24 protein-coding genes are annotated in these 25,046 nt (G+C 73.8%); 15 read left to right on the top strand and 9 right to left on the bottom strand.

What is annotated here, in order from left to right; all coding sequences use genetic code 11:
* Positions 1 to 39 precede the first annotated feature (39 nt).
* Genes DXZ73_RS09980 through DXZ73_RS09930 form a run of 11 tightly spaced genes read left to right on the top strand, consistent with a single transcriptional unit; the run spans position 40 to position 12,640 of the window.
* Positions 40 to 1,422, top strand: a complete 1,383-nt coding sequence (locus DXZ73_RS09980) for a hypothetical protein (RefSeq protein WP_116210651.1) — start codon at positions 40 to 42, stop codon at positions 1,420 to 1,422.
* A 9-nt stretch (positions 1,423 to 1,431) separates the two neighbouring features.
* Positions 1,432 to 2,133 carry a class I SAM-dependent methyltransferase gene (locus DXZ73_RS09975; RefSeq protein ID WP_205519146.1) on the top strand — a complete coding sequence of 234 codons (702 nt, stop codon included), beginning with the start codon at positions 1,432 to 1,434 and terminating at the stop codon, positions 2,131 to 2,133.
* Positions 2,134 to 2,169: 36 nt separating this feature from the next.
* Positions 2,170 to 3,465, top strand: a complete 1,296-nt coding sequence (locus tag DXZ73_RS09970; protein WP_116210650.1) for a diaminopimelate decarboxylase — start codon at positions 2,170 to 2,172, stop codon at positions 3,463 to 3,465.
* Positions 3,466 to 3,470: 5 nt separating this feature from the next.
* Positions 3,471 to 4,292 (top strand): 2,3,4,5-tetrahydropyridine-2,6-dicarboxylate N-succinyltransferase, encoded by an 822-nt coding sequence (locus tag DXZ73_RS09965; RefSeq protein ID WP_116210649.1) that lies wholly within the window; start codon positions 3,471 to 3,473, stop codon positions 4,290 to 4,292.
* Between the two features lie 3 nt (positions 4,293 to 4,295).
* Entirely contained in the window at positions 4,296 to 5,495 is a 1,200-nt protein-coding gene (locus DXZ73_RS09960; RefSeq protein WP_116210648.1) for an aminotransferase class I/II-fold pyridoxal phosphate-dependent enzyme, read from the top strand.
* Between the two features lie 58 nt (positions 5,496 to 5,553).
* Positions 5,554 to 6,813: an ATP-grasp domain-containing protein gene (locus DXZ73_RS09955; protein WP_116210647.1), complete on the top strand. Its 1,260-nt coding sequence runs from the start codon at positions 5,554 to 5,556 to the stop codon at positions 6,811 to 6,813.
* 9 nt (positions 6,814 to 6,822) lie between these two features.
* Positions 6,823 to 8,025 carry an ATP-grasp domain-containing protein gene (locus DXZ73_RS09950; protein ID WP_240351287.1) on the top strand — a complete coding sequence of 401 codons (1,203 nt, stop codon included), beginning with the start codon at positions 6,823 to 6,825 and terminating at the stop codon, positions 8,023 to 8,025.
* The gene (locus DXZ73_RS09945) at positions 8,022 to 8,564 is read left to right on the top strand and encodes a cupin domain-containing protein (protein WP_116210646.1); all 543 of its coding nucleotides are present in this window, start codon (positions 8,022 to 8,024) and stop codon (positions 8,562 to 8,564) included. The genes DXZ73_RS09950 and DXZ73_RS09945 overlap by 4 nt, the downstream gene beginning before the upstream one ends.
* Positions 8,554 to 9,906 (top strand): MFS transporter, encoded by a 1,353-nt coding sequence (locus DXZ73_RS09940; protein ID WP_116210645.1) that lies wholly within the window; start codon positions 8,554 to 8,556, stop codon positions 9,904 to 9,906. Before DXZ73_RS09945 ends, DXZ73_RS09940 begins: the two co-directional genes overlap by 11 nt.
* Positions 9,907 to 9,909: 3 nt before the next feature.
* Positions 9,910 to 11,103: an ATP-grasp domain-containing protein gene (locus DXZ73_RS09935; protein ID WP_116210644.1), complete on the top strand. Its 1,194-nt coding sequence runs from the start codon at positions 9,910 to 9,912 to the stop codon at positions 11,101 to 11,103.
* Position 11,104: 1 nt separating this feature from the next.
* Positions 11,105 to 12,640 carry a DUF885 family protein gene (locus tag DXZ73_RS09930; protein ID WP_116210643.1) on the top strand — a complete coding sequence of 512 codons (1,536 nt, stop codon included), beginning with the start codon at positions 11,105 to 11,107 and terminating at the stop codon, positions 12,638 to 12,640.
* A 64-nt stretch (positions 12,641 to 12,704) separates the two neighbouring features.
* On the opposite strand, the gene DXZ73_RS09925 is transcribed toward DXZ73_RS09930, so the two are convergent.
* Positions 12,705 to 13,889, bottom strand: coding sequence for a GDSL-type esterase/lipase family protein (locus tag DXZ73_RS09925; protein WP_116215520.1), 1,185 nt, complete (start codon positions 13,887 to 13,889; stop codon positions 12,705 to 12,707).
* Positions 13,890 to 13,988: 99 nt separating this feature from the next.
* On the bottom strand, positions 13,989 to 14,510 hold the full coding sequence (locus DXZ73_RS09920; RefSeq protein WP_116210642.1) for a DUF4232 domain-containing protein: 522 nt from the start codon (positions 14,508 to 14,510) through the stop codon (positions 13,989 to 13,991).
* A gap of 164 nt (positions 14,511 to 14,674) precedes the next feature.
* On the opposite strand from DXZ73_RS09920, the gene DXZ73_RS09915 reads away from it, so the two are divergent.
* On the top strand, positions 14,675 to 15,514 hold the full coding sequence (locus tag DXZ73_RS09915) for a helix-turn-helix domain-containing protein (RefSeq protein ID WP_116210641.1): 840 nt from the start codon (positions 14,675 to 14,677) through the stop codon (positions 15,512 to 15,514).
* A gap of 94 nt (positions 15,515 to 15,608) precedes the next feature.
* Here the strand turns inward: DXZ73_RS09915 and DXZ73_RS09910 are convergent, their stop codons facing one another.
* The 3 genes from DXZ73_RS09910 to DXZ73_RS09900 all read right to left on the bottom strand — a co-directional run bounded on the left by DXZ73_RS09910 (position 15,609) and on the right by DXZ73_RS09900 (position 19,273).
* Positions 15,609 to 16,010, bottom strand: a complete 402-nt coding sequence (locus DXZ73_RS09910; RefSeq protein ID WP_116210640.1) for a hypothetical protein — start codon at positions 16,008 to 16,010, stop codon at positions 15,609 to 15,611.
* Positions 16,011 to 16,313: 303 nt separating this feature from the next.
* Positions 16,314 to 17,837: an aldehyde dehydrogenase gene (gene adh, locus DXZ73_RS09905; RefSeq protein WP_116210639.1), complete on the bottom strand. Its 1,524-nt coding sequence runs from the start codon at positions 17,835 to 17,837 to the stop codon at positions 16,314 to 16,316.
* A gap of 92 nt (positions 17,838 to 17,929) precedes the next feature.
* Positions 17,930 to 19,273: a helix-turn-helix domain-containing protein gene (locus DXZ73_RS09900; protein ID WP_116210638.1), complete on the bottom strand. Its 1,344-nt coding sequence runs from the start codon at positions 19,271 to 19,273 to the stop codon at positions 17,930 to 17,932.
* A 228-nt stretch (positions 19,274 to 19,501) separates the two neighbouring features.
* On the opposite strand from DXZ73_RS09900, the gene DXZ73_RS09895 reads away from it, so the two are divergent.
* Complete coding sequence (locus DXZ73_RS09895; RefSeq protein ID WP_116210637.1) at positions 19,502 to 19,801, top strand: holin; 300 nt, start codon at positions 19,502 to 19,504, stop codon at positions 19,799 to 19,801.
* A gap of 271 nt (positions 19,802 to 20,072) precedes the next feature.
* Positions 20,073 to 20,846: a hypothetical protein gene (locus DXZ73_RS09890; protein ID WP_240351286.1), complete on the top strand. Its 774-nt coding sequence runs from the start codon at positions 20,073 to 20,075 to the stop codon at positions 20,844 to 20,846.
* Between the two features lie 164 nt (positions 20,847 to 21,010).
* Here DXZ73_RS09890 and DXZ73_RS39395 read toward each other — a convergent pair whose 3' ends face one another.
* On the bottom strand, positions 21,011 to 21,196 hold the full coding sequence (locus DXZ73_RS39395) for a zf-HC2 domain-containing protein (RefSeq protein WP_116210635.1): 186 nt from the start codon (positions 21,194 to 21,196) through the stop codon (positions 21,011 to 21,013).
* Positions 21,197 to 21,257: 61 nt separating this feature from the next.
* Here DXZ73_RS39395 and DXZ73_RS09880 point away from each other — a divergent pair, with 61 nt between their 5' ends.
* Positions 21,258 to 21,833, top strand: coding sequence for a sigma-70 family RNA polymerase sigma factor (locus tag DXZ73_RS09880; RefSeq protein ID WP_116210634.1), 576 nt, complete (start codon positions 21,258 to 21,260; stop codon positions 21,831 to 21,833).
* 73 nt (positions 21,834 to 21,906) lie between these two features.
* Here the strand turns inward: DXZ73_RS09880 and DXZ73_RS09875 are convergent, their stop codons facing one another.
* From DXZ73_RS09875 to DXZ73_RS09865, 3 genes are read right to left on the bottom strand one after another with little or no spacing between them, the layout of a single operon-like run.
* Positions 21,907 to 22,413, bottom strand: coding sequence for a copper chaperone PCu(A)C (locus DXZ73_RS09875; protein ID WP_116210633.1), 507 nt, complete (start codon positions 22,411 to 22,413; stop codon positions 21,907 to 21,909).
* Positions 22,410 to 24,797, bottom strand: a complete 2,388-nt coding sequence (locus DXZ73_RS09870) for a heavy metal translocating P-type ATPase (RefSeq protein ID WP_116210632.1) — start codon at positions 24,795 to 24,797, stop codon at positions 22,410 to 22,412. The genes DXZ73_RS09875 and DXZ73_RS09870 overlap by 4 nt, the downstream gene beginning before the upstream one ends.
* Complete coding sequence (locus DXZ73_RS09865; RefSeq protein WP_116210631.1) at positions 24,794 to 25,030, bottom strand: hypothetical protein; 237 nt, start codon at positions 25,028 to 25,030, stop codon at positions 24,794 to 24,796. Before DXZ73_RS09865 ends, DXZ73_RS09870 begins: the two co-directional genes overlap by 4 nt.
* Positions 25,031 to 25,046: the final 16 nt, after the last annotated feature.

Below are 25,046 nucleotides of genomic sequence, written 5' to 3'. Positions count from 1 at the left end.
CCGAGGGCCTCCAATTCCGATTCCAGAAAGGGAAGTTCCATGTCTGAAAAGCTCACGGCGGACCGCTTCGACTACACCGTCAACCTCGAACGGGCCGGTTCGTACCGCACGCGCCGCAGCGCCTTCTGGCCGCCGTCCGGTTCCTACGCGCTGGGCTGCCTGGACCTCGCCGGGGCGACCCCCGACCTCGGCGACGGCTTCCGCCGGGCGCTGGCCGCCCTCAAGGGCGCCGTCGAGGCCGAGTGGCACACGGTCAAGGAGATCGGCATCCCGGCCCGCCGCCGCTTCAACGACCCGTCGGCGGCCGCCGGGGCCCTGCGCGACGTCGCCGGGCAGCTGCCGGGCGAGGCCGACCGGCGGGCGGCCGAGCTGCGCGCCGAAGCCGTCCAGAACGGTTACGACGACGACATCCTGAAGGAACTCGCCTCCCTCGAGGAGGAGTTCACCGTCGTCGCCGGGCAGATCTCCACCTGGTACGGCAAGGACGTGCGCGGCCTGCCGACGGCCTTCGCGTGCCGCACCGACGGCGCCCGTCAGGAACTGGTCGGCCGGGCCCTGGCCCTGCGGGACGAGGCGGCCGACTACCTGCGCCGCCTCCACCCCGGCCTGCGGCTGGGGGAGCTTCCGGCCTTCGGCGCGGCCGAACTCTTCTTCATGGCCGGCGAGGGCAACCTGCACCCCAAGCACATCGCCTACTTCCTCCCCGAGGACGAAGGCGTGAAGTACTCGCCCTTCAAGAAGACGTACTACTTCGCCAACACCCACCGGGCCCTGCTGGAGACGGTCTCGGCCCCGCTGGCCGCCCGCCACGTCGAGGCCGGACCGCGCTTCGCCCCGGCCGACGAGCGCTTCGCGGCCATCCCGGTACTCGGGGTGCTCGGCCACGAGCTGGGCCACTTCGTCCACCGGGCCGCCACTGACTTCAAGGATCTCAACGCCGAGGACCGCTGGGCCTCCGTGGTCCTCCAGGAAGTCGCCGCCGACGTCTTCGGGATCCTGATCCTGGCCGACGTATGGGCGCCGCGCCTGGGCATCGCCGCCGAGGACTGCGTCGCGTACTACCTCGCGGAGTGCCTGCGCTACCTGGACCGCGGACTGGGCCACTTCCCCGACAGCGACGGCATGTTCCTCCAGCTGTCCTACTTCGTGCAGCTGGGCGCCCTGGAAGCGGATCCGGACGGCACACCGCGCCTGAAGGGCGACCCCGGCGCCGTCCTGGCCGGACTGCGCTCGCTGGCGCGGGTCCTGGCCGACACCCTGCTCGCCACCGACGCCGGCCGGGCGGTCCACCTCCACCGGACCTTCGGTCCGGCGACGGCTTCCCCGCTGTCATTCCTCGTCGAGGAGCTGCGCGGCCAGCCGCTGTCCTCCGTCGAGTACACGCAAGAGCACCTCCACACCGCCGCCACCCCGGCCTCCTGAAAGCGGGACATGATGATCACCGAGACTCAGCAGGACCTCGACCGCGTGCGCGACTACTACACGTCGAGGCGTGCCGCGGGCGACGGCGAGGAGAGCATCTACGCCATCTGGGAGAAGGGCGGGGCGTTCAACGACTCGATAACGCCGTCGACGTACGTGCCCGAGTACCGGTCCCACATGGCGCTCAAGCTGCTCTCGCTGACGCAGGACGGCGCGAACGTCTTCTCCCTGGGCTGCGGCAACGCCGCCGTGGAAGGGGTCGTCTCCGGCCTCAACCGGACGGTGCGCGGCATCGACTTCAACGAGGAGGCCGTCGAACTGGCCCGGCGCAAGGGCGTCGACGCGTTCGCCGCCGACTACTTCGCGCTGAAGCCGTCCGACGTCGCCGACGCCGACCTCATCTACGCGGACGGCTTCTTCGGCCACCTCTTCGACAGCAAGCAGGAGATCGGCCCGGCCCTGGCCAAACTCGCCTCCCTGAAGCCGAAGCCGGGCGCCTACCTGGTGCTCTCCAACGACGCGCCGGCCGACCCCCAGGCGCCGTTCGCCCCGCACGAGCGGGTCGAGGACTTCTGGTTCCTGTCCAGGGGCTACCTCCAGGACCGCCTCTCGGACCTGGGCTACGTCCCGGTGGAGAGCTACTACTTCCCGTACATGCGCCCCGTCAGCGGCATGCGCAACCGCACCGTCTGCGTCGCCCGGGTCCCGTAACCACCGGTCGTCCGTCCCACCCCGAAGGGGAAGACCTTGCCCATAGCCGATGGGTTCGAGCGGCGCCTGCGGCCGCTGCTCGAAGAGATCGTGGCCGTCTACGGCACTCCGTTCCACCTCTACGACGCCCGGGGAATCATCGACACCCACCGTGCGATGGCGGCCGCCTTCGCCGGTGTCCCCTACCGTCAGCACTTCGCGGTGAAGGCGCTGCCCAACCCCGCCGTCCTGTCCCTGCTCCTGGCGGAGGGCAGCGGACTCGACTGCGCCTCGCCCGTCGAGCTGGAACTGGCGCGGAGCGTCGGGGCCGGTGGCGACGACGTCGTGTTCACCTCCAACAACACCACTCCGCAGGAGTACGAACTCGCCCTGAAGACAGGGGCATTGATCACCTTCGACGACCGTTCGCTGCTGGACCGGGCCGACACCCTGCCGGAGACCGTCGCCTTCCGGGTCTCGCCGCACGGGCTCTCCGCCGGCTCCCGCCTCATGGGTGACGCGAAGGCGACGAAGTTCGGGGTGCCGGTGCCCGAACTCGCCGACGCCTACCGGGAGGCCAGGCGGCGCGGGGTCACCCGCTTCGGCATCCACGGCATGACCTGCGCCAACGAACTCGACGTGGACCGGGCGGCGCGCGCCGCGGTGGACGTGATCGAGCTGGGCGCGCGGATCGCCGAGGACGTGGGCATCACGCTCGACTACATCAACGTCGGCGGCGGCCTCGGGATCCCCTACCGCCCCGAGGACCGGCCGTTCGACTTCACGGCGTACGCGGACGCCATCGTGGCCGCCCGCCGCCGCTGCTTCCCCCGCTCGACACCGAGGATCCTGATGGAGTGCGGACGGTACGTCACCGGCCCGCACGGGGTCCTGGTGACCCGGGTCGTCAACCGGTGCAGCAAGGGCCAGGAGATCGTCGGCGTCGACGCCTCGATGTCCGCGCTGATGCGCCCCGGGTTCTACGGGGCGTACCACCACGTCAGTCTGCCCTTCGCCGCGGGACGGCCCGAGTCGCGCTACGACGTCGTGGGCTCGCTCTGCGAGAACATGGACAAGTTCGCGATCGACCGGTCGCTGCCCGACCCCCGCGTGGGCGACATCGCGCTCGTGCACGACACCGGCGCCCACGGGCACGCGATGGGCTTCACCTACAACGGGCGGCTGCGGCCCGCGGAACTCCTGCTGACGCCGGACGGCGATGTCGTCGAGATCCGGCGCGCCGAACGGTTCGAGGACTACGTCGCGACCGTCCGCACGCAGCCCGTCCCCGTCCTGAGCGCGGCGGCCCGCCCCGCCGCCCGGACAGCACGCGCCACAGGCGAACAGGAGTGAACGGCATGGATTCCAGAGCGCTGATCGAGGGCGCCTTCGAGCGCCGCGCCGAGCTGACACCGGCGGACCTCGCGGAGCTCGCCCCGCACGTCGAGGCCGGCCTGGCCGCCCTCGACCGGGGCGAACTGCGGGCCGCGAACCCGGTCGACGGGGCGTGGGTCGCCGACACCTTCGTCAAGAAGCTGATCCTGCTGTCCTTCCCGCTCGGGCGGAACGAGCTCGCGGACTCCGGCCCCGGCCGGCCCAGGACCTTCGACAAGGTGCCGCTGAAGTTCGAGGACTGGCAGGAGGCCGACTTCGAGAAGGCGCGGATCCGGGTGGTCGCGGGAGCCGTCGTGCGCCGCGGCGCCCACGTGGCACCGGGCGCCGTACTCATGCCGTCCTTCGTCAACATCGGCGCCTACGTGGGCGCCGGAACCATGGTCGACACCTGGGCCACGGTCGGCTCCTGCGCCCAGGTGGGCGAGCGCTGCCACATCTCCGGCGGCGCCGGTATCGGCGGCGTCCTCGAACCGATCGGCGACAGCCCCGTGGTCATCGAGGACGACGTGTTCATCGGCGCGCGCAGCGAGATCGCCGAAGGCGTACGGGTGCGGCGCGGAGCCGTCATCGGCATGGGCGTCTACCTCGGCGCGTCCACCCCCATCGTGGACCGGGCGAGCGGCGAGGTGCTGCGCGGCGAGGTTCCGGAGAACGCCGTCGTGGTCGCCGGGGCGCGCACCGACCCGAACCGGCCCGAACTCTCCACGTACGCCGCGGTGATCGTCAAGTACGCCGACGAGCGCACTCGGGGCAAGACCGCGCTGAACGACCTGGTGCGGGACTGAACCGTGAGCCCACTCGCCGGAGCCTTCGCCCGGCTGCGCGCCCTGCAGCACGGCATCCCCACGCCACCGGGGCTCGACCCGGTCCAGCTCCACCTGGGCGAGGCCCGCCTCGGGGGCGGCGGCCCCGACACCGCGCTCCTGGCCGACGCCGACGGCTGGAGCGGCTATCCGCGCCTGGGCGGCACGGACGAGCTGCGCGGCGCCTACCAGGGGTGGCTGGCACGGCGCTTCGGGGTGCGGGAGGGGCCGGCCGACGGACGCGTGGCGGTCGAGCCCACCCCGGGCAGCAAACAGGCCGTGGCCGTCGCCGTGGCCCGCGCGGTGGCCCGGGTCCGGCCGGAGGGCGGCCCGGCGGCGGTCGTCATGCCGAACCCGTTCTACCCGACCTACCACGCCGCCGCCCTGGCTGCGGGTGCCCGGCCGGTGTTCTACCGCGCCGACGGCGACACCGCCGCCGGAGTGGAGGCGGCCGTGGCGGCGGCCGCGGCGGCGGGCGCCCCCGTCGCGGCGGTCGTCGTGTGCAGCCCCGGCAACCCGCACGGCGAGGTCCTCCCCGAGGACGCCCTGCGGGCCGTGGCGAGGACCGCGGCCGCCGCCGGGGCCCTGCTCGTCGTCGACGAGTGCTACACCGACCTCTGGCTCGGACGGCCGCCGACCGGGTTCCTGTCGCTGGTGGAGCGCGGCGATGTGGAGTCCGGCCGGTTCCTCGTGCTGCACAGCCTGTCCAAGCGGTCCGGTGCGCCGGGGCTGCGCAGCGGGTTCGCCGCGGGCGACCCGGCGACCGTGGCCGACTACGCGCACTACAACCGGGCGTGCGGCGTGTCGACCCCCGCGCCCGTGTGCGCCGCGGCCGCCGCGCTGTGGCGCGACGAGAACCACGTACGGCGGGCGCGGCGGGCCCTGGCCCGCAACTGGGAGCTCGCGGGCGAACTGCTGGCCGCCGTACCGGGCTACCGCAGGGCGCCGGCCGGGTTCTTCCTGTGGCTGCCGGTCGACGACGACGAGGCCACGGCCCGCCGGCTCTGGCGCGACCACGCCCTGTCCGTGATGCCCGGCCGCTATCTCGCCGCCGAGGAGCCCGAGGGCGGCAACCCGGGCGCCGGACACCTGCGGATCGCGCTCGTGCACCCGGAGCCGGTGATGCGCACAGCGCTCGACCGCCTGCGGGACGCCATGGTGCCCGGCCCCCGCCCGGCGGCCTGATCCCGGCCGCGCCGGCGCACCACCCGAAGACCCTCTCACCGACCCGAGGACGCCTACCATGACGCACCCCCAGGAGAAGCCGCTGCTGCTGGTGATCACCAGCGGCCTGCGGCACTACCGCGAGTACCTGTTGCGGTCGATGTCCGACCGCTACCGGGTCCATCTGATCGACTCCGCCGCCCCCACCTGGGAGCTGCCCTACCTCTACGGCTCCACCGTGGTGTCCGACACCGGCGCCCGGTCCGTGCTGGAGGCCGCCCGGGAGGTCGCGGCCCGCGAGGCGGTGTCCGGCGTCATGAGCTGGCACGAGGAGCACATCGTGCAGGCGGCCCTGGTCGCCGAGGAGCTCGGCCTGCCCGGCACCGCGGCCGATGCCGTCCGCCGCTGCCGGGACAAGTTCGCCACCCGTACCGCGCTCGCCGCCGCCGGACTGCCCCAGCCGCGCTTCGAGCTGACCGGCAGCCGCGAGGAGGCGCTGGCCGCCGCCGAGCGGCTGGGCTACCCGGTGGTGATCAAGCCGCGCGCCGCCGGCGGCAGCCAGGGCGTCGTCCTGGTCCACGACGCCGCCGGGCTCTCCCGGCAGTTCGAGACCACCCGCGACGTCCCGGTCCCGCACGCACCCGACTTCGACCAGGTGGTGCTCGTCGAGGAGTACCTGGAGGGCCCGGAGATCAGCGTCGACGCGGTGGTCCGAGGCGGCCGTGTCACCCCGTTGTTCGTGGGGCGCAAGGAGGTGGGCTACCCGCCGTACTTCGAGGAGACCGGGCACCGCGTCGACAGCGCCGACCCGCTGCTGAGCGACCCCGACCTCCTGCGCACCCTGACCGGCATCCACGAGGCCCTCGGCTGCAGCGACGGCTGGACGCACAGCGAGCTCAAGCTCACCCCCCAGGGCCCCAAGCTGATCGAGGTCAACGGACGCCTGGGCGGCGACCTGATCCCCTACCTCGGCATGCGCGCCTCGGGCATCGACCCGGGGCTGGCCGCGGCCGACGTCGCCTGCGGCGCCGCCCCGCACACGGACCCGTCGGCCGCGGGCGTGGCGGGCGTGCGGTTCTTCTACCCGGAGCGCAACGACTCCGTCATCGCGTCGGTCGGCTTCGACGACGACGGGCTGCCCGCCGGGACCGACCTGCTGGTGACGCTGGTGGAGCCGGGCGACGTGGTGTCCCCGCCGCGCCAGGGCCTGATCGACGGGCGCGTCGCCCTCGCCACAGCGGTGGCCGCCACCGCGCGGGAGTGCGCGGACGCCCTCGACCAGGCGCAGCGAGCGCTGCGCCTGTCGGTCGCCGAGCCGTCCCTCGCACCGGTGCGATAGGGGAACGCCATGCACATCCTGGTCATGCACCGCGTCCCCGACTCGTTCGTGCGCTACGCCGAACAGATCGACCACGAGGCCCACGACGTCACCTACGTGAGCGCCCCCGACCGGCTCGCCACCCTCCCCGACGGCGTGCGCGGCCGCCGCATCGAGCGCGCGGGCACCGGCGACACCGCCGACGAGGTGCTCGCCGCCGTGGCCGGTCTGCCCCGGCCCGACCTGGTCGTCGCCCTGTCCGAGTACGACCTGCTCCCCGCCGCCCGCGTACGGGAGGCGCTGGGGGTCGACGGCCCCGACGTACGGGCCGTGCTCCCCACGCGCGACAAGGTCGTGATGAAGTCGGCGGTCGCCGCGGCGGGCATCCGCGCCCCCCGCTTCTCCCCGCTGGCCACGGCGCTCGCACAGGGCGCCGGGTCCCTGCCCTGGAGCGGACGCACCGTCCTCAAGCCGCTCGCGGGCGCCTCCAGCGAGGGGATCTCCACGCATCCCGGACCGGCCGAGGCGCTGGCGGCGGCCACCGGCGTCGACGTGGACTCCTTCGAGGTCGAGGAGTTCGTCGAGGGGCCGATCATCCACGTCGACGGGCTGCTGACGAAGGGCGCCCCCGTCGCCGTCCAGGCGAGCCGGTACGTCGGCACCTGCCTGGGCTACGCCGCGGGCCGGCCGCTGGGATCGGTGCAGATCGACACCACGCCCGGGATCACCGAGTGGGCGCTGGCCTGTCTGCGCGCCGTCGGCATCGAGGACGGCCCCTTCCACCTGGAGGGCATCCAGACCCCCGAGGGCCTGGTCTTCCTGGAGGTGGGGGCACGCGTCGGCGGCGCGGACGTGGTCGACACCTTCGAGCTGGCCACCGGGGTGCACATGCCCTCCGTCCAGGTCCGGCTGATGGTCGACGGGTCCGGCGCCCTGCCCCTCGCCCGGACCCCGGGCCCCGACGAGCGGTACGGCTGGTTCGCCGTGCCCGGCCACACCCTCGGCACCCGCTACTGCCGGATCGAGGGGGAGAAGCCTTTCCGCGACGACCCGGTGGTGCTGCGCTGGTTGCAGCGCACCCCCGACGAGCCGGTCAAGGACGTGATCACGTACGCCGACGCCGACGTCCCGATCGCGGGCGTGGTCGGCCCCGCCACCACCGACCGACTGGAGCGCTTCTTCACCGAGTTCTTCGCGTCGGTGAGCGTGACCCCGGCAGAGGAGCCCTCATGACCCTGCAGCCCCGCCTCGTCGTGGCCGCCCGCACCGAGGACGGCACGTCCGTCGTCGCCGCCGACGGCCCCGTCCCGCCCGTCACCGTCGGCGCCTGGCCCGGCTCGCGGTTCCACCTCGCCTGGGGCAGCGAGGACGGTGGCGCCCGGGTCGGCAACGGCACACCCGCGCCCGTCACCCTGCCCTTCTTCCCCGGCCCCGGCGGCACCCGGCTGCTGTTCGCCCACTATGAGCCGCAGTCCACCACCCCGGTGCCGGCGGGCGACCCGGACGAGCTCGCCGCCGAGGTCGAGGAGAAGCTGCCCGGCCTCCTGGATGTCTTCGAACCCGGCGGGTCCCCCCTGCACACCACCGACACTCTCGACTACGGGATCTGTCTGCAGGGCGAGCTCCACCTCGAACTCGACGACGGCCGGGAGGTATTGATCACCCCCGGCACCTGCGTCGTCCAGGTCGGCACCCGCCACGCCTGGCACAACCGCGGCACCGAGGCCGCCCTGATGTGCTTCGTGGGGATCGGGGCCGACCGTGACGGCTGAGCCGAGCCCCCGGCGGGCGGCCGACGGGCCGCGCGAGTCCCGCACGCCGCTCGCCCTGCTGCGCTCCTGGCTGCCCCCCGGCCACAGCGCGCGCAGGCTCATCGCCGCGTCGTTCGTCGACTCCCTGGGCACCGGTCTGTTCATCGCGGGCTCGGCCCTCTTCTTCACCCGGGTCCTGGGCCTTACGACCGTCCAGGTCGGGGTCGGTCTGTCCCTGGCCGGGCTGGCCGGGTTCCTGGGCATGGTGCCGCTGGGCCGGCTGGCCGACCGGATCGGCGGCAAGCGCGCCATCATGGCCCTGTACGTGTGGCGGGGCGCCTGCTTCGCCGTCTATCCCCTCGCCCGCGAGCCCGAGGTCTTCTTCGTCCTCGCGTTTCTCATCGGCATCGCGGAATGGGGCGGCGGCCCCATCGTCCAGGGCATCGTCGGCGCCGTCGAGGGCGAGGCGTCGCGAGTGCGGACCATGGCCGTGATCGCCTCCGTCCGCAACGTCGGGTTCAGCCTGGGCGCGGTGCTCGCCTCCCTCGCCCTGGCCACGGACAGCGGTACGGCGTTCACCACCCTGGTGTTCGCCGACGCGCTGACGTTCTTCGCCGCCGCGGCGCTGCTGTCCCGGCTGCCCGCCGCCGCCAACGGCGCGGCCGCCGGCCCCGCGGCCGCCCGAGCCCCGGCGGGCGGCTCCGTGCTGCGGGTGCACGACCCCAGGTTCCTGGCCCTGTCGGTCCTCAACGGCGTGCTGTTCCTGCACGCCATCCTGCTCACCGCGGCGCTCCCGCTGTGGATCGCGACCAGGACCCAGGTGCCCCCGGCGGCCATCGGCGCCGTCGTCGTTCTCAACACCGTGCTCGTCGTGCTGCTCCAGGTCCGCCTCAGCCGCGGCTCCCTCGACCTGCGCAGCGCCGCCCGCCGCCAGCAGTGGTCCGGCTGGACCCTGGCCGGCTGCTGCCTGCTGGTGGCCCTTTCCGCGAGTGGCGGACCCGTCGTGGCGACCGCTCTGGTCATCGCCGCGACGGTGGCGCTGACCCTGGGCGAGATCTGGCAGTCGGTCGGCGCGTGGCGGCTGTCCTACGCGCTGTCCCCCGAGGACCGCCGCGGCTACTACCTGTCGGTTTACGAACTGGGCACCAGCGGCGCCTCCGCGGCGGGACCCGCGCTCCTCACCTGGGCGGTGATCGAGAACGGCCGGGCGGGCTGGATCGGCCTGGCCGCCTGCTTCGCCCTCACCGGCCTCGCGATCACATCGATCGCGCACCGGGCGGGCCGCGCGGCCGGCGCCCCGGCCCCCACGACGCCGGAGGACCAGGCGCTGTCCCCGGCACACGAGTCATCACAGGAGAGGTGAACCATGCAGAGGCTGCTGCTGGTCGGAGTCGGACTGACGGGGCGGCCCTACGCCGCCGCCGCCCGCCGGCTCGGCGTGCGGGTGCACGCTGTGGAGACCGAGCCCATGGCGGCGGCGCTGGCCGGCCGGGTCGACGAGGTGACGGTGTGCCGGGGCCGCTCGGACGAGCTGTGGTACGAGGCCGTCGGCGCGGCGGTGCGCACCGCCCGGCCCGACGGGGTGCTGGCCTTCAGCGAGCCGCACGTCCTGGCCGCCGCACTGGTCCAGGACGAACTCGGGCTGCCGGGCCCCTCGTTGCGCGCCGCCGCGACGTCGCGCAACAAGGCGCTGCAGCGGGCCCGGTTCGCGGCGGCGGGCATCGGCCAGCCCGACTACCTGGTGACCGACCGGCTCGCCGACGCCGCCGAGTGGGCCGAGTCCCGGTTTCCCGTGGTCGTCAAGCCGCTGTCCTCGGCGGGCAGCGCGGGCGTCGAACTCGTCGCGGACCGGCCCGCGTTCGCCGAGGTGGCCGCGCGCCGGGGCGGCGAGGGCCGCCTCCTGGTCGAACAGGCCGTGAGCGGACCCGAGTACAGCTGGGAAGCGCTGGTGCGCGAGGGCAAGGTGTGGTTCGCCAACCTGACCGAGAAGGAGACCAGCGGCCCGCCCCACTTCGTGGAGACGGCGCACCGCGTCCCGGCCCCGGTCGACGGGGTCACCCGGGCGGTCGCCGACGACCTCGGCGCGGCGGTGCTCGACGCCCTCGGCATGCGCACCGGCATCGTGCACCTGGAGTTCCGTCTCACCCCGACGGGACCCTCGGTCATGGAGATCGCCGTACGCACACCGGGGGACCGCCTCATGGACCTGCTCGGCCTCGCCCACGGCGTCGACTGGTACGAGGCGGCGGTCCGCATGGCGCTCGGCCGGGACCTGCCGGCCCCGCCGCCCGGCCCGGCGCGGCACACGGCGGTCTACCTTCCCTCGGCGTCCCCCGGCACCGTCACCGCCGTCCACGGGCTCGCCGACGTCCTCGCCCACCCTTGCGTGGTGGAGGCCGAGGTGAGCGTCGCGCCGGGCGGTGCCGTCGCACCGGTCCGCTCCTCGGCCGAGCGCGTCGGCCAGGTCCTCCTCGCCGCCGACGACCCGGCCGTGCTCTCGGCGGCGCTCGCCGACGTCCGCGCCGCGCTCCGTGTCGAGACCCGTCCGGAAGGCGCCTGACATGACCGGCATCACCGATGCGCGGGTGAGCGCCGCGCTCGCCCTCGACCTGGCCCGGGCCCGCGAGTCCGTCGGCCTCCACACGTACGACGGGCAGGTCCAGGACCTCTCGCCCGAGGGCGTGAGCGGCACGCTCGCCCGCCTGGGGCGCGGCCCGTCACCCGAGGACCCGTTCGACGCCGAGGTCACGCTGATCCACGAGGACGGCCTGCGCGCCCGGTTCGCCGAGGCCCAGCTGCACCGCCGCGATCCGCTCCTGCACGTCGCCGCCATGGATCTGGCCTGCTACGACCGGCAGTACGCCCCGGCCGGGCAGCGCCACCAAGCCCGGACGCGGCACCTGGCGGGCTGGCCGGACGCGGTGGACAACGCGATCGAGGCCCTGGACCGGGTGCCCGCGCCGGTGGCGACCGCCACGCTGCCCGCGGTCCGCGGCCTCGCGCACGGCGTGGACGACGCCCGCGCCCTGGCCGCGCTGCGGCGCCTGGTCCGCCACGTCGAGAAGGCCGCGCGGAGCGGGGACCCCTCGGCGGCCCTGGGCACCGCCGCGTTCGAGCGGCTGCTGGGCGCCGGAGAGGGCCTCACGTACGACGTCACGGAGCTGACGGCCACGGCCGAGCGCGAACGGGCCCGCCTGTGGGAGCTGTTGAGGGACGCCGTGGACCGGCTCGCCCCCGGCGAGCGCCCCGCCGACGTCCTACGGGCCCTGCTGAGCGATCACCCGGTGACCGCCGACGGCGTCTTCGTCGAGGCCGCCGCCCTGATCGACGAGGTCACCGCTTTCGCCGTCGAGCGGGATCTGATCGCCGACCCCGGCGGCGTCTGCCGGGTCGGACCCGCCCCGGCCTCACGGGCCTTCGCACAGGCGATGATGTCCTGGTCCGCGCCGTACGAGGCCGACGCCCCCAGCTGGTACTACGTCGTGCCGCCCGACCCGGCGTGGCCGCCGCGGGAGGCCGAGGAGTGGTTGGCCGTCTTCAGCCGCACCTCGCTGCCCGCCATCACCGTGCACGAGGTGACGCCCGGCCACTATGCGCACGGCCGTGCGCTGCGGGCGCTGACCAGCGACGTGCGCCGCTCGCTGGAGTCCCCCGGGTTCGTCGAGGGCTGGGCGCACTACACCGAGGAACTGTACGCAGAGGAGGGCTTCAGGGCCGACGACCCGCGCTATGTGATCGGCATGGCCGTCGAGGCGCTGCTGCGGGTGACCCGGCTGGCCTGCTCGATCGGCCTGCACACCGGGGCGATGACCGTCGACGAGGCCACGGCCCGCTTCGAGTCCGACGCGTTCCTGCGCGGCCGGGCCGCCCGGGGCGAAGCCCTGCGCGGCACCGTCGAGTCCACGTACGGGCGGTACACGCTGGGCAAGATGGCGATCCGTCAGGTACGTGCCCGCGCACGCGACAGCTGGGGGCGGCGCTATACGCACCGACGCTTCCACGACGCGCTGCTCGCCCTCGGCATGCCTCCCCTCGGGCTGCTGGAGCGGGCAGTCGTCGGAGACCTCGCGCCCCGGTCACCGACGGCCGTCGGCTGACCGGGACGGCTCGGCCGTCACCGCCACGCCGCCCGCCCCGGGGCGCGGGCTTCGTCGGCGAGGCTCATCGTCGTCCCGCGAAGGGGCCGTCGGCGGTGAAGGCCCGCTCGGCGAAGCGTTCGCCGATGAGCCGGTGGGTGGCGGCGTCGGGGTGGAGCCGGTCGGGCAGCGGCAGCTTCGCGGAGTCGGCCCGGCCGTAGAGGTCACGGCCGTCGAGGTAGTGCAGGTCCGGGTCCTCGGCCGCCCGCTGCTCCACGATCCGGGCCAGCTCGTCCCGGATGACGCCCAGGGTCAGTTTCCCGCTCGCGCGCTCCGCCGGATCACCCGTGGCCCGGAACCGCAGTTGCCCGGTGCGGAGAGCGCCGAAGTCCGGGGCGCTGGGGCCGGGCGTGTCCTCGTGGATGGGGCACAGGATGGGCGAGACGACCAGCAGCGGTGTGGTGGGGTGGCCTTCACGGATGGTGTCGAGGAAGCCGTGGACGGCGGGGGTGAAGGCGCGCAGGCGCATCAGATCGGTGTTGACCAGGTTGATGCCGATCTTGACGCTGATCAGGTCGGCGGGGGTGTCCCGCAGGGCGCGCGCGGTGAACGGGTCGAGCAGGGCGCTGCCGCCCAGCCCCAGGTTGATCAGTTCCACGCCGCCGAGGGAGGCGGCGAGCGCGGGCCAGATGGTGGTGGGGCTCGCGGCGTCGGAACCGTGGCTGATCGAACTGCCGTGGTGCAGCCACACCTTGCGGCCCCGGTCCGGCGTGGGCTCGATGGGGGCGTCGGTGCGCAGGGCGACGAGTTCGGTGGTCTCGTTGTGCGGCAGCCAGATCTCGACGTCCTTGACGCCGTCGGACAGGCCGGTGAAGCGGAGGGTGCCCACCGGGCCGGGCCGGTGCTCGGCGGTCCCGGTGGTCATGTCGACGGTCAGGGTATTGCCGCCGGTCACCCCGGCCCGGCCGGCCGGACGGCCGTCGACGAGCAGGTCGTACACGCCGTCCGGGCGGGGCGGTGCGCCGACGTAGACGCGCTTGGTGGGCAGCGTGTCCAGTTCGACGGCGGTGGCACGGGTCCGGAAGGCCAGCCGTACGCCGGAGGGCTGGGATTCCGCCATGGTGAGTTGTCCGTCGGAGCACTGGGCGCGGGCCCGGGCGGGCAGCCGGTGCGGCAGCAGCCCCTGCGCGGTGCGTTCCAGCTCGAGGGCGCCGCGCAGGATGTCCGCGGTGATGGGCGTGGTGAACCAGTCGGGCTTGTCGGTGTGCATCATTTCAGCCTGTAGATCGGAGGGGCAGGGCCCTGGCGGATCGGGTCGCGCCGCCGGTGTGTCGAACGGCACGGCACACCGGAATCCGCGCCCGCGCCGCTAGTAGCGGATGGCGTCGTCCACGTCGGACTGCCAGTAGGTCACGCGGACCGTGTTGTCGACCCAGGTGTCGGGCAGGGCCGGCAGGACATGTCCGCTCCGCTGCTCCCCGCCGTCCCTGTCCGACAGGGCCACCCGGATGTTCGCGGCGCGGTGCCCGTCGGAGCCCTCGGCGGAGGACAGCAGAATCCCGGCGTAGGCGGACTGCCCGGGGTTCAGGACGACAGTGGACTGCGGCTGGGAGTCCTCGACGACTCCGGCCAGATCCTGACGGGCGCCGAACGTCGTCCACGGAGCACCGTAGGCGATGCAGCGACCGGTGCCGGTGTTGGTGAGCGTCAGCAGGTGGTGGTTGACGGGCCGCGGCAGGTCCCGCACCGTGACCTCGGTGTCGTGGAACGAGCAGGCCGCAATGGCGGTCGGGTCCCCGGCCGGAACGGCCTGGGCCTGGGCGACGGTGCCGGCCAGTGCCGCGGCCGTCAGCGCGCCGGCTGCGAGGACGGTGCCGGTGTTCTTCTTCAAGACTGCTCCCTTGGACTGACGAGATCACTGCCGCGCGGTACGGCCGGTCAAGAATCGGCCGGAGGGAGATCCTGAGGGAGTGCAGACCCTGCCCTGTTCCGTCGCGTCCACAGCCGCTTGCATAGTGGTTTTGACCCGCCTCTGCCGAATGTCAGAATTCCCGGGTGGACTCCAAGATCGCGCTACGTGACTTCCTGCTCTTCTGCCGTTCGCGGCTGAGGCCCGAAGATGTGGGGCTGCCTGTCCACGGTCCCCGCAGGGTCCCCGGCCTCCGCCGGGACGAGGTGGCCGCGCTCGCCTCCGTCAGCGTCGACCAATACATCCGCCTCGAACGAGGCCACGTTTCCCTGATATCCGACTCCGTGCTCGACGCGATCGCGGAGGCCCTGGGCCTCACCCCCGGCGAGCAGGGTTATCTGCGCGCCCTCGCGCGCCGTGGCGCCGCGGACCGCAAGCGGTCACAGGCCGCCGAGAAGGGCGTACGCGACAGCGTGCAGCGCATCCTCGATTCCCTGCACGGCACCCCTGCCTACCTCGTCGGCCGCAACGGTGCCATCCTGGCGTGGAATCGGCTCGCCACACTCGTGTTCTTCGACTTCGCCCGGATTCCGCCGCGCGACCGGTCTCTCGGCCGGCTGGTCTTCACACATCCGCGCGCCCGCTCGCTGTATCTCAACTGGGATGGTCTGACACGGGAGATCGTGGCCTACCTGCGCACGGAAAACGCCAGACGCCCGCACGATGCCGAGCTCTCGGCATACCTGCGCCAACTGATGGCCGACAGCCCCGACTTCCGGCGCCTGTGGACCGAGCAATTCGCCTTCGCCGGCACGCAGACCCCGTCCAGGCTGGCCTGCCCCGCTCTCGGAACCACCCTGCACCTTTCCTGGGAGCTGCTCCAACTCACGGACTCCCCCGAGGAGAAGATCGTCGTGTACACCGCGGCCGAGGGATCGCCGTCCTCCGAAGCGCTGCGCCGCCTCGAGGCTTACGCACTCGCGTGACAGCGGCTGTTCGTCCCATGGTGGTCACGGCACGACGTATGCGCCGCCTCGGGCAACGGAGCTCCTCTCCTGGTGACAGGAGAGGAGCACGGGATCACTTCTTCCGGCGCTTGCGGGGCGCGGGCACGGTCGGCGCCTCGGTTTCGCGGGCGGCGGCGAAGAAGGGCGCCATTACCTCCTCGTACTGCTTAAGGGATTCGGACCCCAGGTCGATTTCGAGCCACTTGGGCACCTGGATTTCCTTGATTTCCGTCACCGGGGAACCGTCCTCGTCCACCTCCCCCGTCAGGTCCTCCATTTCCTCGGCCACCGTTACGGCGAACCTGACCGTGGTCAGATTGTCGGTCACCTCGGGGGCGAGGTCGTCGAAGTCGATCCGCTGCACGAAAATCGGCGTCGTGATCGTCTGATCACCGACCTCGATCGTCTTCACCCCTTCTTCCACGCCGGGCTGACCCTTGTGGGATTCGTCTACCTCAATGAATTTGGTGCCCATGGATGGCGCCCCTCCTTTTGCCGGTACGTGCGGAAATCCTAGTGGAGCAGGGGCTGTTGACGCCAACTCAGAGGGGCGCTGTTCATGCTCGCGCGGGCGTCGGCTGTCGCCGAGCAGTAAGGGGGTAAACCGGGCGGGCAGGGAGGGAAAGGGGCTCCCGAAGCCTGTTGGCGGCTCGACTGGTGAGCCCTTTCCGATTGGAGAACCGAATCACCGGAGACGGCCGCTCTTCGTGGAGTCCGTTCGGAGCCGGTCGGTGACCACATGGGCGTCGTACAGGCGCACCGCCGCCCACTTCCGGCTCTAGAAGAAGCCGAGCTTCTTCGGCGAGTAGCTCACCAGGAGATTTTTGGTCTGCTGATAGTGGTCCAGCATCATCCTGTGCGTCTCCCTGCCGATTCCCGACTGCTTGTAGCCGCCGAAGGCGGCGTGCGCCGGGTAGGCGTGGTAGCAGTTGGTCCAGACCCGGCCCGCCTGGATCGTGCGGCCCGCGCGGTAGGCCGTGGTGCCGTTGCGGGTCCAGACGCCCGCGCCGAGGCCGTAGAGGGTGTCGTTGGCGATCGTCATCGCGTCGTCGAAGTCGGTGAAGGACGTCACCGCCACGACCGGGCCGAAGATCTCCTCCTGGAAGACGCGCATGCGGTTGTCGCCCTCGAAGATGGTGGGGCGGACGTAGTAGCCGCCTTCGAGTTCGCCGCCGAGTTCGGCGCGGGTGCCGCCGGTGAGGACGCGGGCGCCCTCCTGGCGGCCGATGTCGAGGTAGGAGAGGATCTTCTCCAGCTGGTCGTTGGACGCCTGGGCGCCGATCATGGTGGTGGTGTCCAGCGGGTGGCCCGCGACGATGCGTTCGGTGCGGGCGACGGCCGCCTCCATGAAGGCGGCGTAGTGGCCCCGCTGGATCAGGGCGCGGGACGGACAGGTGCAGACCTCGCCCTGGTTGAGGGCGAACATCGTGAAGCCTTCGAGCGCCTTGTCGAGGAAGTCGTCGTCGGCCGCGGAGACGTCGTCGAAAAAGATGTTCGGGCTCTTGCCGCCGAGTTCGAGGGTCACCGGCTTCAGGTTCTCGGAGGCGTACTGCATGATCAGGCGGCCCGTCGTCGTCTCGCCGGTGAAGGCGATCTTGGCGACGCGCGGGCTGGACGCCAGCGGCTTGCCGGCCTCCACACCGAAGCCGTTGACGATGTTGACGACGCCGGGCGGCAGCAGGTCGGCGACGAGGTCCAGCCACACGTGGATCGACGCGGGGGTCTGCTCGGCCGGCTTGAGGACGACCGTGTTGCCCGCCGCCAGCGCCGGGGCGAGCTTCCACGTGGCCATGAGGATGGGGAAGTTCCAGGGGATGATCTGGGCGACCACGCCGAGGGGCTCGTGGAAGTGGTAGGCGACGGTGTCGTCGTCGATCTCGGAGAGACCGCCCTCCTGCGCCCGGATCGCGCCCGCGAAGTAGCGGAAGTGGTCGATGGCGAGCGGGATGTCGGCGGCGAGGGTCTCGCGGACGGGCTTGCCGTTCTCCCAGGACTCGGCGACCGCGAGCTCCTCCAGGTGCTGCTCCATGCGGTCGGCGATGCGGTGGAGGACCAGCGCGCGGTCGGCCGGTGAGGTGCGGCCCCAGGCCGGGGCGGCGGCGTGGGCGGCGTCCAGCGCGCGCTCGACGTCCTCGGCGGTGCCGCGGGCGATCTCGGTGAACGGCCGGCCGTTCACGGGGGTGGGGTTCTCGAAGTACAGGCCCTGCTTGGGCGGTACGTACTCGCCCCCGATCCAGTGGTCGTACCGCGGGCGGTAGGAGACGATCGCGTCGGGGGAGCCGGGGTCGGCGTAGCGAGCCATGGGGACGGCCTTCCGTCGGGAGTGCGGGAGTGAGGGGGCGCGGGAGTGCGCCTGGGGCGGTACGGCGGGGTTGCCGTGCGGCCGGGAGGAAGCTAGTCCCGCGCAGGTTGCGCGAACGTTGCCCCGCGCGGCGCCCGGCGGGCCGCCCCGCCCCGCGCCCCGTACGCCGCCACACCCGCCGCCGCACCCGTCGGCGCGTACGCCTCGCGCAGCCTCCGCGCCTCCGCCGCCACCGACCGCCGCTGCGGCGCGCTCATCGGCAGCGCGGCCAGCAGCCGCTCCCACACCTCGAGGTCCTCCTCGCCCCACGGGGTGTCGGCCCACAGCTGGAGCGCCGCGCTGTCGCCGCCGCTCAGCACCGCTCTGCGCAGCCGGGTCTCCAGGAGGCGTCGCATCCGGCACACGCCGGGCGCCTCCGACATCGGGAGCAGGGGGCCGTCGTAGGCGCGCAGGGCGGCGCGCAGACCGCCCGCGGCCAGTTCCCGTTCCAGGCGGTCGAAGTCCGTGTCGACTTCTCCGCGCAGCCGGTAAGGGCGCGACGCGAGCAGCGGGCCGACCAGCCTCCGCAGCCGGGACAGCTCGGCGCGCAGGGTCACGGACGGCACCGGGCGGTCGCCGTACAGCGCCGTCGCGAGCTGCTCGCCGGTCAGCCCGTCGGGGTGGCCGGCCAGCAGGGCGAGGATCTCGCTGTGCCGTCGGCCCAGGCGTAACCGCCGCCCGTCCACGACCAGCAGCGCCTCGTCCCGGCCGAGCACCGACAGGACGCAGCCGGGCGCGGGCTCCGGCGCGGCCAGCTGCGCCTCGGCCGCGCGCGCCGTCGCCTGGACCAGCGCCAGGCTCTGGGGCGTCGCCAGCCGGTCGCCGCCGGTGATGTCCACCGCGCCCAGCAGCCGCCCGGTGCGCGGGTCGTGGACGGGGGCGGCGGCGCAGGTCCACGGCTGGACCAGGCGGTTGTAGTGCTCGGTGGCGAAGATCTGGACGGCGTGGTCCAGGGCCAGGGCGGTGCCGGGTGCGTTGGTGCCCGCGTGGCTCTCGTCCCAGCGGGCGCCGGGGACGAAGTTCATGCGCTCCGCCCCCCGCCGCAGACCCGCGTGCCCCTCCACCCACAGCAGCCGGCCCGCCGCGTCGCAGACCGAGAACAGGTGCGCGCCGTCGGCGGCGATGGAGCCGAGCAGCTCGCGGAAGAGGGGGAGCGCGGCGGCCAGCGGGTGCGTCCGGCGGTAGCCCTCCAGCTCGGCGCCGGTCATCTCGACCGGCGCGAGGAACTCGGGCGCGGGCAGGGCCGTCGCCGAGCGCCGCCAGGAATCGGCGACCACGGCGCGTACGTGGGGACCGGCCGGGCCCCCGGCCACGAAGGCCGCGTGGGCGCCGCGGACCGTGCGGCACCGCTCCGCGGGGTCGTCGCCGGACACCAGTGCCAGCCATGGGTTGACCATGCGGACCCTCCCAGCCCTTGGCGCCCCCGCAAAGTGGGCAGCATCCCACAGGGGGCGGCGCCCGGACAGGGCTCCGCAGGCCGTGTTCCGCGGCCCGCCCCGGGGGACGTTCCGTACATACACCCCCGTCGGCGCCTCACGGACCGTCAGGCCTTGCGGTACGGGCCACCCACCCACCACGCTGCATCCCGAGCCATCCGACGCGAACGGAAGAGACACGAGAAGGCCATGACTGCCCTGTCCAAAAAAGTCCTCATCGACATCCTCGAGCGCACCCTCGCCGCCTACGTCACCACCTTCCTCGGTCTCCTCATCGCCGACGGCTTCGATCTCACCAGCGTCTCCGCGCTCAAGGCGGCCGCCATCGCCGCCCTGCCCGCCGCGCTCTCCGTGATCAAGGGGGCGATAGGCAGCCGCTTCGGGGACCAGTCCAGCGCCGCCTGGCTGCCCGGCCGGGGCGGCGGGGGCGACGCGGGCAACGCGGGCAAGGACGCCTCGCCCGCGGGGCGGCAGCCGAGCGGAGGCTGACGATTCACACGGGGTGTGCGCGGCGCACCCGTGCCCGGCCCCCGCACACGCTTCCCGGCGCCCCCGCCGCACGGTTGACTCGAAGTCGCGAGTCCCACTGGAGCGACGGGACCCGGGCCGTCGGCCCTTCCCCCGAGTCGACGGCCCACCGCCTCGTACCGCCGGGCGGACGGTACGGGGCGGACCCATGCGCCCGAGCGGGGGGTCGTGCGGGCGTCAAGGCGCCCCCCGCCGTCGGGCCGCGCGGCGCGGGTGCAACGATGTGCACGTCATGAGAGCAGGGCAGGCGCACCAGGGACCGCGAGCGCTGCGAGCCGCGGTGTTCGCAGCGGTCTGTGTGCTGCTCGCTGCCCTGGGACACGCGGTCATGTCCGGGACGACCGTCCCGTGGTGGGCCGTCGCGGTCGCGCTGTGCACGACGGGCAGCGGTGCCTGGTTCATGGCGGGGCGCGAACGCGGTCCGCTGCTGATCACGCTCGCCACCGTCGGGGCGCAGACCGGACTGCACTTCTTCTTCGCCCTCTCCCAGAACGTCGTGGTCAACACGGCACGTGCGGCCGCGGCGGCACGCGCCGGGCTGCCGACGGGCGTGCCGGGGACGGACCCCGGCATGCCCATGGGGCACGACATGGCCGGGTCCATGAGTGACATGGGCGGAATGGCTGGCATGGCCGGTATGCCCATGGGTCATGACATGACCGGCATGGGCGGTGGCATGGACGCCATGTCCGGTCACTCCATGGCCATGCACGCCGGTCACGGCGCCCTCGGCATGTGGTCCGCGCACGTCCTGGTCGCGGTCGTCTGCGGGATCTGGCTCTCCGGCGGCGAACAGGCCGCCTTCCGGCTCGCCCGCACCCTGCGCACCCGGCTCTTCGCCCCGCTGCTCGTCCTCTTCCGGGACGTACCCACGCCTTTTGTCCCGCCGCGCATCCGCGCCGACCGGACGCGCGCCGCGCAGCGGCTGCGGCAGCTGCTCTACGCCCATGTCCTGGCCACACGTGGTCCACCGGCCCGCGTCGCCGTCGCCGTCGCCTTCGGCTGACGGCGACACCTCGCGCCGAACCACGTCACCGGGCGGTCCCGCACTCAAGGGCGCCCGGATTCCAGGAAGGACCCAGGGCGATGACCCCTGCCCGTACACGGGACGTGCCACGAGCGCACGTTCCCCCCGCCGTCGGCACATGCCGTACGGCCGTCCGTAGCGCGTCAGATTCCGGTCCCGTTGCCGAGGCCCGCCGCCAGAAGCCTCAGCCGGCGGGCCCGCTCACCCCAGTGCCGGCACTCGGCGCACTCCCGCAGATGCGCGTCGAGCGCCGGGCCGGAGACCTCCGGTGGCAGCTCCTCGCCGTCGACGCGGGCGGACAGGGCGGTACGGAACTCGACGCAGTGCACCCCGCCATCGTCCCCGGCGCCGCCGGAGCCCCGCGCACCACCCCCCGCGCGGGGGGCCGCCGTGCGTGACGACGAGGCGGTGACCACCTGGGCACTCGCGGCCCGCGGCGGCGACGCCGACGCCGTGGAGCGCTTCATCCGCGCCACCCAGAGCGACGTACGGCGGTACGTTGCGCGGCTCAGCAACGACCCGCAGGGCGCGGACGACCTCGTCCAGGAGACGTATCTGCGGGCCCTGCGCTCGCTGCCGCGCTTCGAGGGGCGCTCCTCGGCGCGCACCTGGCTGCTGACCATCGCCCGCCGCACGGTCGTGGACCGGCTCCGCTTCAACGCGGCCCGGCCCCGGCTGTCCGACACGGACGACTGGCAGTCGGCCGCCGAGCGGACCCAGTCCGCGGAGCTGCCCGGCTTCGACGAGGGCGTCGCCCTCTCGCAGCTCCTCGACCGCCTGCCGTACGAGCGGCGCGAGGCGTTCGTCCTGACCCAGCTGCTGGGTCTGCCGTACGCCGAGGCCGCGGTCGTCGCGGGCTGCCCGGTCGGCACGGTGCGCTCCCGCGTGGCGCGCGCCCGTGAGGCACTGATCTGCCAGCTGGAGACGGCCGAGCGGGAAGCCGTACGGGTGCCGGTCGCGGCATAGCCGGACATACGACGGGCCCTGTTCCTCCCGCACCCTCGGGTGCGGGAGGAACAGGGCCCGTTCTTCCGGGTCCCTACGGCCGGCTTCCCGGGCGGACCACGACGGCCTCGACCTTCACCGGGCCGCTCTCGCGGAAGCGCAGGGTGAGGGGGAGCCGGTCGCCGAGGCGCAGCCGGGGCGGGGACGACACCATGACGTCCAGGCCGTGCGGCGACATCTCCAGGGTGCCGCCCGCGGGGACGGGCGCGGACGGGACCATCCGCATGGAGCCCGCCCCGTTCTCGACCACGGTGCGGCTGAGCATCGCGCGGCCCGCGGTCGGGGCGTCGACGCCGACGAGCTCGTCGTCGACGTCCCCGTCGTTGCGGAGCCGGAAGAACGCTGCGGTGTCGTCCGTGCCGAAGGGGAGCAGGACGCGGGGGTCCTCGACCTCGATGGCCGCGGGCCGGCCCGCGGCGCCGGAGGCGGTCCACGCGCACAGCCCGCCGAGCGCCACCGCGCAGGCGAGCACGGGCACGAGAGCCGCACGGGCAGTGGCGACGACCGGCCTGGCGGCCCGGCCGGGAAGCTGCGTCTTCACGCGTCACCTCGTGTCTCGACGGTGTTGTCCTCGGTCGCCGGACGGGCCCGGCCCGCCGTGCGGCGCTGTGCGGGCGCGTGCGACCGGGCCCCGCCGCGGCCCGCCGCCCGCGCGGGCACCGGCTGCCAGCCGCGCAGGCGGAGGCTGTTCGCCACCACCAGCACCGAGCTGACCGACATCGCCGCCGCCGCGAGCATCGGGCTCAGCAGGCCGACCGCGGCGAGCGGGACGGTGACCAGGTTGTAGCCGAACGCCCAGACCAGGTTCGCGCGGACCGTCGTCGACGTGCGGCGGGCCAGGCGGACCGCGTCCGCCAGCACCCCCATGTCCTCGCGGACCAGCGTCACGTCCGCCGCGCCGATCGCCGCGTCCGTACCGCTGCCCATCGCGATGCCCAGGTCCGCGCCGGCCAGCGCCGCGGTGTCGTTGACGCCGTCCCCGATGACCGCGACCCGGCGCCCCTGGGCGCGCAGTTCACGGACGAGCTCGGCCTTGTCCTCGGGCGTGGCGCGCGCGTGGACCTCGGTGATGCCGAGCTCCTCGGCGACCGCCCGCGCGGCGCCCTCGCTGTCGCCCGTGGCCAGCACCGGCCGCAGGCCGAGCCGCTTGAGGTGGTCGACCGCGCGGTACGAACCGGAGCGCACGGAGTCGCCGAGGGCGAGCACCGCCTCGGACGTGCCGTCCACCCGCACCAGCACCACGGTCCGGCCGTCCCGCTCCGCCGCGCGCACGGCCGAGGCCAGTGATTCCGGCAGCCCGCCCTTGCGCGGCTTCTGCCCCTTCCGCGGCGCTGCGCCGTCCTCCGGGCGCACGACCTCCACGAGCCGGTCCCCGACCCGCCCCGAGACGCCCCGGCCCGGCGTCGCGGTGAACTCCGTGACGTCCGGCAGGGGAGCGGCGTCCGTCACGTACGCGCACACCGCCCGGCCCACCGGGTGCTCCGAGCCCCGCTCGACCGCCGCGGCCAGCCGCAGCGCCTCGTCCTTGCCGAGCCCGTCCGCGCGGGCCGTCACCCCGGTGACCGTCATCGAACCGGTCGTCAGCGTGCCCGTCTTGTCGAGCACGACGGTGTCCACCCGGCGCAGCCCCTCCAGCGCCTGCGGCCCCGCCACCAGGATGCCGAGACCCGCGCCCCGGCCCGTGGCGGCGAGCAGGGCGGTGGGCGTGGCCAGGCCGAGCGCGCACGGGCAGGCCACCACGAGCACCGCGACGGCGGCCGTGACCGCCGACTGCGGTGGCGCGCCCGCGCCCAGCCAGAAGCCGAGCACGGTGACGGCGACGGCCAGCACCGCCGGGACGAAGACACCCGCCACCGCGTCGGCGACGCGCTGCACCCGGGCCTTGCCCGCCTGCGCGTCCTCCACCAGGCGTGCGATCCGGGCCAGTTGGGTGTCCGCGCCGACCGCCCCGGCCCGCACCTCCAGCAGACCGCCGGAGTTGACGGCACCGCCGACCACGGCCGTGCCGGGACCGGCCTCGACCGGGGCGCTCTCGCCCGTCACCAGCGACAGGTCCAGCGCGGAGCTGCCCGAGACCACCACGCCGTCGGTGGCCACGCGCTCACCGGGGCGTACGACGAAGTGGTCGCCGACCCGCAGCTGTCCGATCGGCACCCGGCGCTCGGCGCCGTCGGCGGCCCGCACGACGACGTCCTTCGCCGCGAGCGAGGCCAGCGCCCGCAGCGCCGACCCCGTGCCGTGCCGGGCCCGCGCCTCCAGCAGTCGGCCGACCAGCACGAACAGCGGTACGCCGACCACCGCTTCGAGATAGACGTCCGCCGTGCCGCCGCCCATGGACGGCACCAGCGTGAACGGCATCCGCATGTCCGGATCGCCCGCACCGCCGAGGAACAGCGCGTACGCCGACCAGGAATAGGAGGCCAGCACGCCGAGCGAGACGAGGGTGTCCATGGTCGCGGTGGCGTGCCGCAGGCCGCGCAGCGCCTTCTCGTGGAACGGCCACGCGCCCCACACGGCGACCGGGGTCGCCAGCGCGAAGCACAGCCACTGCCAGTTGCGGAACTGCAGCCCCGGAGCCATGGACAGCACCAGGACGGGCACGGACAGCAGGGCCGTGACGACCAGCCGGGTCATCGCGGAGGCCGCGGCCGCGCCGTCGGCGGGCTCCTCGGGGCGCTCGGGCTCCGGCAGCGACGCCGTGAAGCCCGCGCCCTCCACCACGGCCATCAGCTCCGCCGCGGTCACCGCGGCGGGGTGGCTGACCCGGGCCCGGCCGGTGGCCAGGTTGACGGTGGCACTCACGCCCTCGAGCCGCCCGAGCTTCTTCTCCACCCGCGCCACGCACGCCGCGCAGGTCATCCCGCCGACGACGATCTCGGTCGCGGCGTCGGCGGTCACGGTGCTCGTGGTGTTCGCGGTGCTCATCGGACCACCACCGGGCCCACAGGGGCACCCATGTCGTGCATGCCGTCCATCCCGCCCATGCCACCACCGCCGGAACCCGAGCCGCCGCCGGAGCCACCGCCGGTGCGGTGTATGCCGGGGGCCGCGGGTCCGGCGGCCGATCCGACGGCGTACGCGACACCGAAGAGGGCGGCCAGCAGCAGGACGAAGCCGGTCAGGGATCCGTACGGACTGAGAAGTCGACGAGCGGTCATCGCCGCATCGTGGCAC

Source organism: Streptoverticillium olivoreticuli subsp. olivoreticuli (genome assembly GCF_003391135.1).
Lineage (GTDB): Bacteria > Actinomycetota > Actinomycetes > Streptomycetales > Streptomycetaceae > Streptomyces > Streptomyces blastmyceticus.
Note: the sequence above shows the minus strand (reverse complement) of the source record. Positions and strands in the feature narration are given on the sequence as shown.

Excerpts from the sequence above, each read along its gene's own strand:
- DXZ73_RS09935 (WP_116210644.1), top strand. The coding sequence starts at position 9,910 with ATGCAGAGGCTGCTGCTGGTCGGAGTCGGACTGACGGGGCGGCCCTAC.
- DXZ73_RS09965 (WP_116210649.1), top strand. The coding sequence starts at position 3,471 with ATGGATTCCAGAGCGCTGATCGAGGGCGCCTTCGAGCGCCGCGCCGAG.
- DXZ73_RS09975 (WP_205519146.1), top strand. The coding sequence starts at position 1,432 with ATGATGATCACCGAGACTCAGCAGGACCTCGACCGCGTGCGCGACTAC.
- DXZ73_RS09955 (WP_116210647.1), top strand. The coding sequence starts at position 5,554 with ATGACGCACCCCCAGGAGAAGCCGCTGCTGCTGGTGATCACCAGCGGC.
- DXZ73_RS09930 (WP_116210643.1), top strand. The coding sequence starts at position 11,105 with ATGACCGGCATCACCGATGCGCGGGTGAGCGCCGCGCTCGCCCTCGAC.
- DXZ73_RS09865 (WP_116210631.1), bottom strand. The coding sequence starts at position 25,030 with ATGACCGCTCGTCGACTTCTCAGTCCGTACGGATCCCTGACCGGCTTC.
- adh (WP_116210639.1), bottom strand. The coding sequence starts at position 17,837 with ATGGCTCGCTACGCCGACCCCGGCTCCCCCGACGCGATCGTCTCCTAC.
- DXZ73_RS09980 (WP_116210651.1), top strand. The coding sequence starts at position 40 with ATGTCTGAAAAGCTCACGGCGGACCGCTTCGACTACACCGTCAACCTC.
- DXZ73_RS09900 (WP_116210638.1), bottom strand. The coding sequence starts at position 19,273 with ATGGTCAACCCATGGCTGGCACTGGTGTCCGGCGACGACCCCGCGGAG.
- DXZ73_RS09890 (WP_240351286.1), top strand. The coding sequence starts at position 20,073 with ATGAGAGCAGGGCAGGCGCACCAGGGACCGCGAGCGCTGCGAGCCGCG.
- DXZ73_RS09910 (WP_116210640.1), bottom strand. The coding sequence starts at position 16,010 with ATGGGCACCAAATTCATTGAGGTAGACGAATCCCACAAGGGTCAGCCC.
- DXZ73_RS09870 (WP_116210632.1), bottom strand. The coding sequence starts at position 24,797 with ATGAGCACCGCGAACACCACGAGCACCGTGACCGCCGACGCCGCGACC.
- DXZ73_RS09945 (WP_116210646.1), top strand. The coding sequence starts at position 8,022 with ATGACCCTGCAGCCCCGCCTCGTCGTGGCCGCCCGCACCGAGGACGGC.
- DXZ73_RS09925 (WP_116215520.1), bottom strand. The coding sequence starts at position 13,889 with ATGCACACCGACAAGCCCGACTGGTTCACCACGCCCATCACCGCGGAC.
- DXZ73_RS09950 (WP_240351287.1), top strand. The coding sequence starts at position 6,823 with ATGCACATCCTGGTCATGCACCGCGTCCCCGACTCGTTCGTGCGCTAC.
- DXZ73_RS09895 (WP_116210637.1), top strand. The coding sequence starts at position 19,502 with ATGACTGCCCTGTCCAAAAAAGTCCTCATCGACATCCTCGAGCGCACC.